Source organism: Streptomyces umbrinus, from assembly GCF_030817415.1.
In the GTDB taxonomy this organism is placed as follows: Bacteria; Actinomycetota; Actinomycetes; order Streptomycetales; family Streptomycetaceae; genus Streptomyces; species Streptomyces umbrinus_A.
In genome coordinates this window covers 6287021-6300460 of sequence record NZ_JAUSZI010000002.1, presented here as the reverse complement: position 1 = coordinate 6300460, position 13440 = coordinate 6287021, and the positions used below count along the sequence as shown (strand labels likewise).

General features: G+C 70.6%; 13 protein-coding genes and 1 pseudogene. 12 read left to right on the top strand and 2 right to left on the bottom strand.

The genetic code is table 11. The annotated features are described in order from the left end of the window. Positions 1-132: 132 nt before the first annotated feature. Positions 133-903 carry a polysaccharide deacetylase family protein gene (locus QF035_RS27635; RefSeq protein WP_307523276.1) on the top strand — a complete coding sequence of 257 codons (771 nt, stop codon included), beginning with the start codon at positions 133-135 and terminating at the stop codon, positions 901-903. A gap of 781 nt (positions 904-1684) precedes the next feature. Here QF035_RS27635 and QF035_RS27625 read toward each other — a convergent pair. Further along, on the bottom strand, positions 1685-2455 hold the full coding sequence (locus tag QF035_RS27625) for an SDR family NAD(P)-dependent oxidoreductase (RefSeq protein WP_307523275.1): 771 nt from the start codon (positions 2453-2455) through the stop codon (positions 1685-1687). A gap of 108 nt (positions 2456-2563) precedes the next feature. On the opposite strand from QF035_RS27625, the gene QF035_RS27620 reads away from it, so the two are divergent. The 9 genes and pseudogenes from QF035_RS27620 to QF035_RS27580 all read left to right on the top strand — a co-directional run bounded on the left by QF035_RS27620 (position 2564) and on the right by QF035_RS27580 (position 10312). Beyond that, positions 2564-3214: a TetR/AcrR family transcriptional regulator gene (locus tag QF035_RS27620; RefSeq protein ID WP_307523274.1), complete on the top strand. Its 651-nt coding sequence runs from the start codon at positions 2564-2566 to the stop codon at positions 3212-3214. A 246-nt stretch (positions 3215-3460) separates the two neighbouring features. After that, positions 3461-4603: pseudogene (locus QF035_RS27615) on the top strand (hypothetical protein); the annotation flags it as partial. Between the two features lie 58 nt (positions 4604-4661). Continuing rightward, a complete protein-coding gene (locus tag QF035_RS27610) occupies positions 4662-5258 on the top strand; it encodes a hypothetical protein (RefSeq protein WP_307532048.1) in 597 nt (198 codons plus the stop codon). A 175-nt stretch (positions 5259-5433) separates the two neighbouring features. Further along, positions 5434-6354 carry a helix-turn-helix domain-containing protein gene (locus QF035_RS27605; RefSeq protein WP_307523273.1) on the top strand — a complete coding sequence of 307 codons (921 nt, stop codon included), beginning with the start codon at positions 5434-5436 and terminating at the stop codon, positions 6352-6354. A gap of 411 nt (positions 6355-6765) precedes the next feature. Next, positions 6766-7218, top strand: coding sequence for a transposase family protein (locus QF035_RS27600; protein WP_307523272.1), 453 nt, complete (start codon positions 6766-6768; stop codon positions 7216-7218). Positions 7219-7408: 190 nt separating this feature from the next. Beyond that, positions 7409-7882, top strand: a complete 474-nt coding sequence (locus QF035_RS27595) for a nuclear transport factor 2 family protein (RefSeq protein WP_307523271.1) — start codon at positions 7409-7411, stop codon at positions 7880-7882. Between the two features lie 76 nt (positions 7883-7958). Beyond that, entirely contained in the window at positions 7959-8456 is a 498-nt protein-coding gene (locus QF035_RS27590; RefSeq protein WP_307523270.1) for a TetR/AcrR family transcriptional regulator, read from the top strand. A 781-nt stretch (positions 8457-9237) separates the two neighbouring features. Then, positions 9238-9564 (top strand): hypothetical protein, encoded by a 327-nt coding sequence (locus QF035_RS27585; RefSeq protein ID WP_307523269.1) that lies wholly within the window; start codon positions 9238-9240, stop codon positions 9562-9564. 481 nt (positions 9565-10045) lie between these two features. Beyond that, positions 10046-10312, top strand: a complete 267-nt coding sequence (locus tag QF035_RS27580) for a hypothetical protein (RefSeq protein ID WP_307523268.1) — start codon at positions 10046-10048, stop codon at positions 10310-10312. 223 nt (positions 10313-10535) lie between these two features. Here the strand turns inward: QF035_RS27580 and QF035_RS27575 are convergent, their stop codons facing one another. Then, complete coding sequence (locus QF035_RS27575; protein WP_307523267.1) at positions 10536-11570, bottom strand: zinc-dependent alcohol dehydrogenase family protein; 1035 nt, start codon at positions 11568-11570, stop codon at positions 10536-10538. Between the two features lie 354 nt (positions 11571-11924). On the opposite strand from QF035_RS27575, the gene QF035_RS27570 reads away from it, so the two are divergent. After that, on the top strand, positions 11925-12542 hold the full coding sequence (locus QF035_RS27570) for a SigE family RNA polymerase sigma factor (RefSeq protein ID WP_373466733.1): 618 nt from the start codon (positions 11925-11927) through the stop codon (positions 12540-12542). A 2-nt stretch (positions 12543-12544) separates the two neighbouring features. Then, positions 12545-13393 (top strand): hypothetical protein, encoded by an 849-nt coding sequence (locus QF035_RS27565; RefSeq protein ID WP_307523266.1) that lies wholly within the window; start codon positions 12545-12547, stop codon positions 13391-13393. The last annotated feature ends 47 nt before the right edge of the window (positions 13394-13440 follow it).

Below are 13440 nucleotides of genomic sequence, written 5' to 3'. Positions count from 1 at the left end.
TTGTCCGGGAACCACTCCGGGATTGTCCTTGATCGGTAACGGGCGGATCCGGTGGCCGCCGTTCCTCGTCCTTCCTGGTGGTCGCGAGTCGACCGGGGAAACGGCGAGGAACTGCGTGAAAGCGGGGCGGACATGGCGCGGCACAGCGGCGGGCGGGGCTGGTACGGCAAGGTGCTCGGCGCGGCGCTCGGGGTGGCGTTGGTCGCCGGCGGTGCCTCGACGTGGGCGGCGCAGGCCGGTGCCGTCGGCACCTCGTCGCCGAACGCGTCCTCGTCGGCCGAGCCGGGTGGTGCCAAGCCGGTCGCGGTGACCATCGCGCACGCCTCGGACAAGGGGGCGCGTGGCGTCAACATCACCATCGACGACGGCCCCGACCCCGTGTGGACCCCCCAAGTCCTCGACGTACTGCGGGAGTACGGGGTGAAGGCCACGTTCTGCATGGTGGGGACGCAGGCGCAGGCCCACCCGGACCTCGTGAAGAAGGTCGTCGCGGCCGGGCACCGGCTGTGCGACCACTCGGTGTCGCACGACACCGCCATGGACAAGAACTCCCAGGCCTACCAGTCGAAGCAGATCCTCGACGCCGAACGCATGATCACCAAGGCGTCCGGGGGCGTGCGCCCGATGTACTACCGGGCGCCCGGCGGGGCCTTCACCCCGTACAGCCGCAAGCTCGCCGCCTCGCACGGCATGCGCCCGCTGGGCTGGAACGTGGACAGCAAGGACTTCGAGCGGCCGGGCACGGACGCCATCGTCGCCACCGTCGAGCGGGAGGTGCCGAACGGGCCGACGCTCCTCTTCCACGACGCGGGAGGCGACCGCTCCCAGACCGTCGAGGCCCTGGGCCGGATCCTTCCCCGGCTCAAGGAGCAGGGCTACTCCTTCGGCTTCCCGGTGTGCTGACGTCCCGCGGTGTTCAGTCGACGGCCCTGACGAACTCGGGCCGCCCCATGCCGTGAAGGTTGCGGTAGGCCGCCCTGCGGGGTGAGGTCCAGCCGTCCAACAGGGCGGATTCGGCACGGTAGACCTCGATGCCGAGCGGGCGGCAGACGTCCAGCGGATCACGGGCGTCCGGGCCCAGAGGGGGACGGACAGATCGTCGAAGTCCTCGCCGGTGAGCATGCGGTTGACGTACGGGTCGCAGCGGGTGCCCAGCAGATCGTGGACGCGTCCGCCGTCGCCGTCCACACCGTAGTCGGCGAGGGTGTCGGCGGTGACGGTGAGCAGGGGCGGCAGCGCGGCGAGCTTCGGACAGGCGTCGACGCCGACCAGGTCGGCGCCATGCCGGCAGCCTGCTGTTTCTCCACGGTCCTGCGCTGGATCCGGGTGGAGCCCCGCCCCTATCGACCTGCGCGACCGCCTCGACAGCGCCCTCGACGGCATCCTCGCCCGGAACAGGGAGGGCGCACTTCCCGGGCGGCGAACCGGGCGGCCGGGGGGGGGAGTACGGGGTCGAAGCGGGCAGGTGGCAGCGGTCGGCCGGGCGCACGGTCACGGTCCGTCGCCCTCGCCCGAGCCCCGCGCCCGCCGTTGTGCGGACCGCGCCCACAGCGTGCCCGTACGGGCGGACGGCGAGGGTCGACGGCAACGCTGATCTGCGCTCCCTCGTTGTCCGGGCCGACGTTCAGGGCGGTCGCCACCGCCAGGGCGCACACGGGAGGATTCCGGCTACGCGCTCCGCGTCCTACGCCGCGATGACGGCGACGCCCGTCCTGCCCCCGTCGACATCCACGACGGTTCCGTGCACGAAGGCCGCCTCGTCGCCGGCCAGCCAGACCACGGCATGCGCGACGGCGTCCGGTGTGCCGACGCCGCCGGCCGGGGTGCCCTTCATCATGATCTCGCCCGGATGAGGCTCGCCGCCTTCCGGGGCCGGGGGAAGGATCACGCCCGGCGAGACGGCGTTCACGCGCACACCCATGGGGCCGAACTCCGCGGCCCATGCCCGCGTGAGCGTCTCCATGGCCCCCTTGGTGGAGCTGTAGAGCGCGCCGACGGGAACGCCCAGGCGCGCGATCCACGAGCCGAGGTTGATGACCACCCCGCCACCGGACTCCGCCATGGCCGGAACGACGGCAGCGGTGAGGAAGAACGGCGCCTTCACGTTCACTCCGAAGACCTGGTCGAAGGTCTTCTCGTCGGTGTCGACGGTTCCGGGGGCCGGGTAGATGCCGGCATTGTTCACCAGGATGTCGATCCGCCCGCCCAAGGTCTCACGGGCCCGATCGGCCAGGCCCTGGGAGGCCTCCGCGCTGCCGTCGAGGTCCGCCACCAGGAAATCCGCCCGGCCACCGGACACGCGGATACCTTCGACGACCCTTGTCCCCCGTTCCCGGTTCCGTCCGGACACGATGACGTGGGCCCCCTCGGCGGCGAACGCCTCGGCGATCGCCTGCCCGATATTGCTGGTCGACCCCGTGACCAGCGCCGTCTTGTTCCGCAGTCGTCCACCCATGACCTGATCTCCCTTGTCTCACGGTGTGCGGACCACTGTGCGTCGCAGAAAATGGACCAGCAAGTCCAGAATGGACGTACATTGTGATGCCCGATGAGAGGAGACCGGATGCCGCACGCTCCGACCCCACCGACCGCGCCGCATGCGCCGACCGCGCCGACCGCAAAGGGCCGTGCCACCCGCGCCCGCATCGTCGAGGGGGCGGCCGAGGTGCTGCGCGAGCAAGGCGTCGCCCTGACGACGCTCGACGACATCCGCGGCCGCACCGGCACGAGCAAGAGCCAGCTCTTCCACTACTTCCCCGACGGCAAGGACGAACTGCTGCTGGCGGTCGCCCAGTTCGAGGCGGACCGCGTCCTTGAGGACCAGCAGCCGCACCTCGGACGCCTGGACTCGTGGGAGTCCTGGCAGCGGTGGCGGGACGTGGTGGTGGAACGCTACGAACGCCAGGGCGACCACTGCCCGTTGGGGTCGCTGTTCCTCCAGGTCGGGCGGTCGCGCCCGGGTGCCCGGGCGATCGTGACGGAGCTGGTGCGCCAGTGGCAGCAGCAGCTCGCCCACGGCATGCGCGCCCTCCAGGCGAAGGGCCTGGTGTCACCGGCCCTCGATGTGGACCGGACGGCCGCCGCACTGCTGGCGGGCATTCAGGGAGGCGTGGCCATCATGATGTCCACGGGCGACTCGGCCCACCTCAGGGCCGCGCTCGACACCGGCATCGAGCATCTCCGCGCGACGGCGGACGGGCCGGTGCGGACGTGACGGGGTACGGGCGCGGCACGCGGCCGCCTTGATCCTGCCCGCAGGGCCCTGCCCCGCACCACTGCCCACCGCCGACCGCCCACTGCCCACCGCCCACTGCCCACCGCCGACCGCCCACCGCCCGCCGCCGACCGCCCGCCGCCCGCCGCCCGCCGCCCGGCCGAGTGCGGCCTCCGCCAACGCTGAACCCGGCGAGCGCGACATCACCGCGTGCCGCGTCCCACCAGGTGAGACGCGCTCCAGGGCGTGCACTTGCGGTGGAAGTTAGGCAAGCCTTACCGTTCCCATTCGCACCACTCAGGGCCCCGGCCGTCACACCGGGCAGCCCGCGGCGAGCGCTTCACCGACGCAGCCTGGCCGTCCTCCCCCCGTGCATCAAGGGCCTGGGAGGTACCCCCAGCCGGAACCCGCTCAGAGGACCCGCACTTGAAGCGCCCCACCTTCGGTCTGTACGACCCTGCCCGCGAACACAGCGCCTGCGGCGTCGGCTTCATCACCCGCCTGGACGGGGCACCGAGCCACGACGTCATCCGCAAGGGCGACGAAGCGCTCCGCGCCATCCCGCACCGCGGCGGCACCTCCGCCGAGGGTGTCGGCGACGGCGGGGGCGTGAGCGTCGACCTGTCCGTGGAGTTCTTCTCCGCGATCACCGGCGAAGAGCTCCGCGCCGGGCACTTCGGCGTCGCCAACTGCTTCGTGCCGACCGACACCGACACCGACATCGACGCCGACGCCGACGCGACCGACGGCGCCGGGCGCCGCGACGCCGCCGTCGAACTCGTCGGCCGCAGCATCGCCGAGCAGGGCTTCGACGTACTGCTCGTACGGGACGTACCCGTGGACCACAGCGTCGCCCGGCCTGCCGCCGAACAGCACCAACTACCCATCGTGCAGTGGGTGTTCCGGGCCCCGGCGGACTGGACGCGTGCCGACGTCGACACCGCAGCCAACCGCGCCCTGCTCGCCGTCGAGGCCGTCGCCTACGCCAATGACACGTACGCCGGGCTGTACCCGCTGTCGCTGAGCGCGCGGACACAGGTGCTCAAGGGGCGGCTCAACTCCGGCGAGGTCATCGGCTACTTCCGCGACCTCGTCGACCCCCGGCACTCCGTCCGCTCGCTGTACTTCCACACCCGGTTCTCGACCAACACCGAGCCGCACCCGACCATGGCCCAGCCGTTCCGCCTCATGGCGCACAACGGCGAGCTGAACACCGACCGGAAGAACCGGCTGAGCGACGAGGCCCTCGCGCGTGCCCGCACCCGGAGCATCGTGCGGCCGCCCGGGCAGTCCGACTCCAGTCGGCTCGACCAGACCCTGCAGAGCCGGGTGTTCGACGACGGCCTGGACCTCGTCGAGGCCGTCGTGTCGCTCATGCCGCCCGCCTGGGAGAACGACCGCACCCTGCCCGCCGCCGTCCGCGACATGCTGGAGTACTTCTCCCTCTATGGCCGAGGGGGACCGGCTGCTGGTCGGACTCGCGGGCACGGTCGAGGCGGGGGCGTCGGCCTCCGGGCCTCACGTGGTTCCCGACGGGCCGCCCATGGTTCCCGACGTACCGGAGCGCGTACCGGCGTGGGAGGGCGGCGACCAACTAGCGCAGCTCGACGCGGTGCTGGCGGACGGCGGGGCGGCCCGGCGCGAGGCGTTCCACCGCTACCGCGGCGAGCACCGGCCGATCGAGGCCGATGTCGTCCCCGCCGTCCTCGACCACGTCTGCTCCGTCGGGCTGCCGATCGGCCTCGCGGTGTTCGCCCCGGCGGCCATGCAGGCGTGCGGCGGCCGTGTCCACGTCACCGACCGGACCGTCGGCGGGCGGGTGTTCGCGGCGCTCGCGGAGAGCTCGGTGGAGATCGACCTCGCGGGGGTACGGGCCTGCCACCTCGTCCGCTCCACGGCGGCCCACGGCCCGACCTCGGCGCTCGAACTCGACGACGAGGACGGGCGCTGCGTCGCGGTCATCACGCAGTTCGGGATGGTCGGGGAGGACGTGCACGCGGCGTGGGAACATCTGGCGGCCTCGCTGCCCGGCATCTCAACTTGACGTCGTAGCACGTGAGTTCGGTGCGGCCACATGGGTACTGTGAAACACGCGGAACGGCGGAACGATCGGCTGCTACACCGGGCACGGGACAGCGGAACCGGACAGCGGACGAGGGTGCTGCGGAGCTGCCAGGCGGTTTGCTCGGGGCGGTCCCTCGGGGTGAGGGGAGCCTTTGGTGCTTCAAGGTGCACGGGGCGGCACGCTGCGTACGGGTGCGGTCGACGTCGCGCGGGTCGGTGGTCTGTGGCGGGTCACGCGGCCCTGGCACCCGGGGTTGCGGCCGTTCCTGCGCAGCTACGTCGGCTACTGGGAGGCGATGACCTCGCCGTACGAGGCGCGGTTGATGCCGTCTGGTCGTGCGACCCTGTTGATCAGCCTCGCGGAGCCGTTTTCGAAGGTCCGGCGGCTGGGCGTGCCGGGCGGGGACAGCGGGAGCATCGGTTCGCTGGTGGTGGGGATGGAGGACCGGCCCGCGATCTGTGTGCATCCCGGGGGCCAGGAGGCGATCCGGGTCGAGTTCACACCGCTGGGCGCGTACCGGCTGTTCGGCATGCCGATGAGCGAGTTGACGAACCTGGCGATCGAGATCCGGGACGTTCTGGGGTCCGGGGCCGGGATGCTGGTGGAACAACTGGCGTCCACCCAGGACTGGTCGGCCAGGTTCGACCTGCTGGACGAGGCGTTGCTGACCCGGCTCGGGGACGGCCCGGAGCCCTCGCCCGAGGTGGGCCACGCCTGGCGACTGCTGTCGGGCAGCGCGGGAGCGATCCCGATCTCCCGTATCGCCGCCGAAGTGGGGTGGAGCCAGGGGTACTTGATCCGGCGGTTCACCCAGCAGATCGGGCTGACACCGAAGGCGTCCGGCCGTGTGCTGCGCTTCCGCCACGCCGTGGCGATGCTCAACCGCGGGGCCGCGAGCCTCACCGAGATCTCGACGGCCTGCGGCTTCTACGACCAGGCCCACCTCAACCGCGAGTTCCGCGCCATCGCCGGCACCACCCCCGGCCAGATGATGGCCGCCCGCCGAGTGGAAGGCGCCCTGGCCGTCTCCACGAGGTCAAATTCGTCCAATACCCGTCCGGCCACCGCCCGATAACGTCCCCGTTCGTACAACCGATGGCCGGTCGGATGGCACGGGGGACTGTCCGACCGGCCGCGTGCCCCTGTCCGGGGAGGCGGGGGACGCCTTCGGTGGGATCCGCGGCCTACCTTGTTCTGGCCCGTTCCGCCTCGTTCTGCCTCGTTCTGCCTCGTTCCAGAGGTGCCACCACGTCCGGTACAGGCTTTCCGCCTCCAGGCACCCGGGGGGTTCTGCTGTCCGGTCCGGGGTCGGTCGGCAGTCGGAGCACCTCACACAGTGGTCGGAGAGAGCGACGAACGCGGACTGAGTGGTGTGCATCGTGAAGTCGCAGGTCGCGGGTCTGGTGTGAATGACGAGTGGGGTACTCGCGCCGGTCGGCGGCCGATGACCTTGGTGTAGATCATTGGGTGGTCCGGTTCCGGTGGGATGCCGGGTTCGGACTACTCCGGCAAGCACAAACACCATGGCCTGCTCGTGATCGCGCTCACCGACGACAAGGGTCGACTGCTGTGGGTCTCGGCGGCCCGGCCCGGACGTACCTCGGAGATCACCGCCTGCCGTCACGACCGGCTGACCGTCAGGCTGCGGGCGGCCGGCCTCGGAGCCATCGCCGACCTGGGATTCGTCGGGCTCGACGACAGCGGTCCCGACGCCGATCCGGCGGTGATCACCGGCTACGAGGCCGCCCGGAACCGGCCGCTGACGGGCGGGCAGAAGCTGTCCAACAAGGCCCCTGCCGCAGTACGGGCGCCGGTCGAGCACGGCTTCGCCCACCTGAAGAACTGGCGCGTACTCGGCAAGGTACGCACCGACCCGAAGTGGGCGACCACCCTGGTGAGGGCTCTGCTGGTCCTGACGAACCGCGAAGTCTCTCGGTGACCGACGATCTTCGCCGAAGCGTGACGGGCGCCGATGGCGCCGGCCGCCGCCCGCCGCCGAGGGGGTTTTCTGAACGCCATCCTCTGCGTGAACCGGACCGGGGTTCCATGGCGTCACCTCCTGCTCGACTACCCGCACAACGGCTCACGGCATGGTAGGTTATAGGTCGACCACTAACGTAGGAGGGAAAATGACAGTCAAGGAAGACGACGCCGCCCGGCGCGCCGCTGCCCAGCACGCCGTGGCCGAGCACCTGCGCCTCACCGCTGCCGGACACACCGAGGAGTGGGTGAAGCTGTTCGCCCCGGACGCGGTGCTCGAGTTCCCGTACGCGCCGGCCGGCGTGCCCCAGCGGGTGACGGGGCGAGACGCACTGCGCGCGCACATGAGCAACTTTCCCGAGACCTTTGACGTGGAGTTCGTCGGCCTGGTGTTCCACGAGACGGTCGATCCGAGTCTGGTGATCGCTGAATTCCGCTCGAAGGGCACGGCGCTGCCGACCGGCAAGCCGTACGAGCAGACGTGCATCTCCGTCGTCCGGACCGATGACGACGCGCGCATCACCCACTACCTGGACTACTGGAACCCGCTGGTGGCGATCGAGGCGCTCACGCCCCACGACGTACCGTCCGACTCCGACCGCAGCGTGGCTTTTGGAGGCTGAGGGGAGCCGTGTTTGACTGACGCCCATGCCTGCCGCCGGTACCAGCACGAAGAGCGACGAACGACGTCGGGCCATCGTGGCCGCCGCGGTCGACTGCTTCGCTCAAAAGGGTTTCTACGGTACGACGACGCACGAGATCGCAGACTGGGTCGGCGTCTCTCAGCCGTATCTCTATCGCCTGTACCCGAACAAGGAAGCACTGTTCGCGGCGGTGGTCGACCACGTGTCTGTCGTCATGACCGACACTCTGGTCGCTCACTCGCCGGCGTCGGGTGGGGCCGGGCCGGCGCCCGAGGCGGCGTTGGACGCGGCGCGCGGCGCCTACACCGCGCTCGTCGCGGACCGGAACATCCTGCGTTTCCTCATGCACGCGAACTGTGCCGTCGGCGAGCCGCTGGTGGAACAGGCCGTGCGCCGGTGCTACGCCAAGCAGGTTGACACCGTCCGGCAGTTGCTGGGCGACGACGAGGCCGTGCGGCGTTGGTTCGGCGCCGGAATGCTCGACAACGTGGTCGCCGTGCTGGGTCTGGCCGACATCGATGAGCCATGGGCGCACGTCCTCACCGCTCGATGACCCGACACCGGCAGTTCGGCGCCGACGGCCCCGAGTCTTCCTCGTAGGCCAACTCGGCCGATGGGACTCGGCTTCTTCAGCCGCGGGCAAGCTTCGTCCGGGTCAGCCTCCTCCCGGGCGGGCGTCGGGGCGACGGCCGCGGCGGCCTCCGGTCCGCTCCAGCTCCCGCATCCCCACGCTCGCCCGGCGTACCGGCCCGGCCCGGCCCCGGATCGTAAGAGCGGCACAGCGGTCGGCGCAGCACAAACCGAGGACGGCTCCGAACGACATGTCAGACGATCTTCGCCGTGGACACCGGCCGATGACCAGCGCGAGTAGCTCTCCCGACCCTCACACCAGATCCGTGACCAGCAACTTCACGATGCACACCACTCACAGATCGGTCAACGACTGCATGAGGACTGTCATGCAGGGGCTCCATGCCCTCGCAGACGACGCAGAGAGTGCACAGCTCCCAGATCTAAGAGACAGGTTCGACGAGACACTGAGAGTCGTCCACTCTCGTCTCCGAGACTTCACACAGGTCGCGCGGACAGCGATCCAACAGAGCTGAATCCGGGGCAGCCTCGTCTCAGTTTCCGTCTCATTCAGCACCGTTCAACGCAGTTCAGAGGGGACCACGTTGCAGACCCGCCACCCGGCCCGGACGCCCATGAACGCAGGTGAAGGCCCCTGGATGCATGGCGGTGCCCCACCACCACAGATGGAAAGCGTGTTGATGAGCGGATCCCATGCGGGCACAACGGGTGGGGTGTCAGACCTCGATGACGATGTGTGCGGCATGGAGACACCCACTGCCCCTGACAGCGGGGATGAGGAGCACGCCGTCATCGCGCACTTCCGGCTTGCCCGTGAAGGCTTCGGCGACGCTGGCCAGCGCGAGCGGATCTACGACGCTGAGCGGGTGATGGGGGCAGCGACCGAGAAGGCAGGCGTCGGGGAGATCGACGGGAACGAGTTCGGAGGAGGCGAAGCCGTCGTGTACGCCTACGGACCCGATGCCGATGCTCTGTTCGAGGTCCTGGAGCCGACTCTGCGCAGTCTGCCGTTCCGGCCAGCGCACGTCGTTCTCAGGCGGGGCGACAACGAAACACGTGTCACCCTCTAGCCCTGTCGAGCAACCCGAGGCGTCTGCGAACACACCGCAAGCGCACCAGTTGGGGCAGGGAACAGGGGGAAGCAGGGTGAAGGCCGCCAAGCCCAACGTGGCCGTACCGCAGGCTCTCGCCAAGATCGGCGACCGAACCAACTGCGGATGACCGCAGCTTCCCAAGCTGAGGGTCTTCACGACACGATGGGGCGACCCCAGGGGGTGTCATGGGAAATAGGGAGACGGAACAGGCTCCCCCAACCCGATACTCAATGGCGGTCGCACCATAGCCACCCGCACTGACATCGCGAGCGGCTCAAGTTCGTCCGCCGCCGTCCGCCGTCAGAGGGGTCCGGCAGTGCGCCACGAGCGCAGCTGACACGCACCGCATCCGGCTCGGTACGAGGAGTCGCCACCCCGTGCCGTCCTTCGGTGGCGGGTCCCGGCCTGGAAGAGGACGCTGGATGCAGGGGTGCGTGCGGGATGGAGAGGCGGCCCCATGGCTGAGACCGGTACAGATCACAAGGCGCATACGCCGTTCTTCTCGCGGCCCGGTGTTCGGCGGCTCGTGCCGTTCGTTCTGATCAGTGCGATCGCCCTGGTCTTCATCTTCGAGAACCGTCAGAGCGTCGAGATCCGCCTCCTGGTACCGGAGGTGACCATGCCGCTGTGGGGTGCCCTCCTGATCGCCTGGGGCCTCGGGATGCTTGCCTGCGCCCTCACTCTGCGCCGACGCCGGAACCGGCATTCACGACGGACACGGTAAGGGCTCTGTCGACGGCTCCTTGGCAATGCCGAGCCCGCCTACGCGTCGTAGCCACGACCTGACCTCTCCGGAGTACGACGTGATGGTCCGACTCGACCGGGACGGGGATCGGGATCGGGAGCCGGCCGAGGTCGACGCCGACGCCCAAGTCGCCGGGCGGGCGCCCCAGCGTCCCCGACGCGCCCGCGCACACGCCCGTACCCGCACCCCGTCAGCCCTCGGCTCACGGCTCGACCAGGACCTTCAGCGCCTCTCGGTCCGCCATCGCGCGGTAGCCGGCCGGTACGCCGTCCATGTCGACCGTGCGGTCGAAGACGCGGCCCGGCTCGATTCGGCCCTCCAGGACGTCGGGGAGGAGCTCTTCGATGTACGCGCGGGCCGGGGCCATCCCGCCGGTGAGGGTGAGGTTGCTTGCGAACTCCGGGAAGCCGAAGGGGACTTCGGGGTACTGGGGTGCGCCGACGCGGCTGATCGTGCCGCCCGCGCGGACCGCGCCGACCGACATGTGCAGGGCGGGCAGCGTGCCGACGCACTCCAGGACGGTGTGCGTGCCGTCGCCGCCGGTCAGTTCCCGTACGCGCTCGATGCCCTCCTCGCCGCGTTCGGCGACGACGTCGGTGGCGCCGAAGTCGCGGCCCAGGTCGGTGCGGCCCTTGTGCCGGCCCATCAGGATGATCCGCTCCGCACCGAGCCGCCTCGCGGCCAGCACGGCACACAGGCCGACCGCTCCGTCGCCGACGACGGTGACGGTCGTACGGGGGCCGACCCCGGCGGTGACCGCACAGTGATGGCCGGTGCAGAACACGTCGGACAGGGTGAGCAGGGACGGCAGCAGGGCCGAGTCCTCGGCCACCGGCAGCTTGACCAGCGTGCCCTGGGCCTGCGGGACGCGTACCGCCTCGCCCTGGCCGCCGTCCACGTCCTGCGAGGCCCAGAAGCCGCCGTGCCGGCAGGAGGTCTGCAGGCCCTCTACGCAGAAGTCGCAGGTGTTGTCCGACCAGACGAAGGGGGCGACGACCAGGTCGCCCCGCTTCAGGCCGGACACCTCGGAGCCGAGTTCCTCGACGATGCCGAGGAACTCGTGGCCGATGCGGTCCCCGTGCTCGGTGGCCTCCCGCGACCCGTACGGCCACAGGTCGCTGCCGCAGATACAGGAGCGCAGCACCCGGACGACCGCGTCGGTGGGCCGGTGGATCCTCGGGTCGGGGACGTTCTCGACGCGGATGTCGCCGGCGCCGTAGATCAGTGTTGCTCGCATGAGTGCTTTCCGATCGGGTGTCGTGGTTCGGCGGTGCCGCTCTTCTGTGCCCAGGCACCCGTCCGCGCCTCGGGCCTCGCCCCTGCCTGCGCCTCGTCCATGCCTGGGACTCGTCCATGCCTGGGTCTCGTCCATGCTTGGGCCTCGTTCCGACAATGTCCTTCTGGCAGGTGATCGCGCTCATCGCACTGGGCCGACCGGCGTAGCGGCGGGGCGGCGGGGCGGCGGGGCGGCGGTCATGGGTTCGCGAAACTTTCTCGGAATCCGTGACAACCTCCCTGGCCTCCCGGTCCGTAAGTACGGCATGAAGCACTTCTCACCGCGCGCCGCTGCGGTGCCGGGCGGAGGGGGCCTGTGATCCGGACGCCGGACGAACAGGACGTCTCCGACACCGGCGGCGCGGTCGAAGTCGGGCTCGACTTCGACGAGTTCGCGCGCAGCCGCCAGGCGCAACTGCGCCGTACGGCGTATCTGCTGTGCGGTGACTGGCACCTGGCCGAGGACCTGACGCAGACGGCACTAGCGAAGCTCTACGCGGCGTGGCGCCGGGTGCGGCTGGACAGCCCCGACGGCTACGCCCGAAAGGTGCTGTTCCGGACCTTCGTGGACGAGACCCGGCGGCGGCGCTGGTGGGAGCGGCCGAGAGCGTACGAGTTCGACATCGCGGCACCGGCGCGGGACCCGGAGCTCCGGCTGACGCTGCTGGCCGCGCTGCGGCACGTGCCCGCGCGCAGCCGGGCGGTGCTGGTGCTGCGGTTCTGGGAGGACCAGAGCGTGGAGGCGACCGCGGCGGCGCTGGGGTGCAGTGTCGGCACGGTGAAGAGCCAGACCTCCCGGGGACTGGCCGCACTGCGCCGGATCCTGGGCGACACGCCGCTGGCACCGTCGCCACCCGGAAGCGGTGGCGGTAGCAGTGGAGGTGGCGGTGCAGATATGGACTCGGGCAGCGGATATCTGAGGGCGGGGTGGTGAGCATGGCAGGGGAGTCCGGCGCCGGCGGGCGCGGGAACAGGAGCGGGAACGGGAGCGGGAACGGGAGCGGGAACGGGAGCGAGGACGCGTACGAGTTCGCCCTCGTCGACGCGTTGGGCAGGCTGAGTCCTGACGCGGAGCCGCCGATGCCGGATCTGGTGCCGGGCGCGACCGTGCGCGGCAGGCGGATCCGCCGTCGGCGCCGGATCGGGGTGGCGCTGAGCGCCGTGGCGGCGGTCGCGGCCGTGTTCGTCGGGGGGTCCGCCGTGATCCCGTCGCCGGTGGAACGTACGCCCCCGCCGCCTGCCGCGGAGCCGACGGTCTGGTACCCCTCGCTGGGGCTGCTGCGGTCGGTCGTCACGGCGAAGTCCGGCACGGTCGAGCCGGCGGATCCGAAGCGTCCGGACGGGGCGCAGCGCTACTTCCGCTGGGTCGACGCGTCCGGTCGTCCGAGCTATCTGTACGTGTCGGTCGAGCGGTCCACAACCGGTCAGTCCCTGCTCCCGTCGGGCGCCGTGGGGTGCCGGGACGGTGCCGGCCGCACACTCACGACCCCATGGGGCGGCCGGCTGACGAAGTGCTACGTCGTCCCCAGGAAAGAGGGAGACAACCTGCTGGAGTACTACGTGCGCCAGCAGGAGCTGCCCGAACCGAAGAGCGACGCGAGCGACGACCACGCGATGGGCGTCGCCTACGTGACCTCGGGCGGATGGACCGTGCAGGCGATCGCGAGCGAGACCGGCGAGAACCGCAGGCGCGGCCAGGAGTACTCGGATTCGGTCCGCCAGACGCTGTACCGGCTGGCCACCGACCCCCGGCTCTTCGACGCCGTCAAGGAGACCGGCGGCTGACAGGTCCGTAACCGTCAGGCAAGAACACAACCAGACCCGGCAAGAAC

Excerpts from the sequence above, each read along its gene's own strand:
- QF035_RS27635 (WP_307523276.1), top strand. The coding sequence starts at position 133 with ATGGCGCGGCACAGCGGCGGGCGGGGCTGGTACGGCAAGGTGCTCGGC.
- QF035_RS27625 (WP_307523275.1), bottom strand. The coding sequence starts at position 2,455 with ATGGGTGGACGACTGCGGAACAAGACGGCGCTGGTCACGGGGTCGACC.
- QF035_RS27620 (WP_307523274.1), top strand. The coding sequence starts at position 2,564 with ATGCCGCACGCTCCGACCCCACCGACCGCGCCGCATGCGCCGACCGCG.
- QF035_RS27610 (WP_307532048.1), top strand. The coding sequence starts at position 4,662 with ATGGCCGAGGGGGACCGGCTGCTGGTCGGACTCGCGGGCACGGTCGAG.
- QF035_RS27600 (WP_307523272.1), top strand. The coding sequence starts at position 6,766 with ATGCCGGGTTCGGACTACTCCGGCAAGCACAAACACCATGGCCTGCTC.
- QF035_RS27595 (WP_307523271.1), top strand. The coding sequence starts at position 7,409 with ATGACAGTCAAGGAAGACGACGCCGCCCGGCGCGCCGCTGCCCAGCAC.
- QF035_RS27585 (WP_307523269.1), top strand. The coding sequence starts at position 9,238 with ATGGAGACACCCACTGCCCCTGACAGCGGGGATGAGGAGCACGCCGTC.
- QF035_RS27580 (WP_307523268.1), top strand. The coding sequence starts at position 10,046 with ATGGCTGAGACCGGTACAGATCACAAGGCGCATACGCCGTTCTTCTCG.
- QF035_RS27575 (WP_307523267.1), bottom strand. The coding sequence starts at position 11,570 with ATGCGAGCAACACTGATCTACGGCGCCGGCGACATCCGCGTCGAGAAC.
- QF035_RS27565 (WP_307523266.1), top strand. The coding sequence starts at position 12,545 with ATGGCAGGGGAGTCCGGCGCCGGCGGGCGCGGGAACAGGAGCGGGAAC.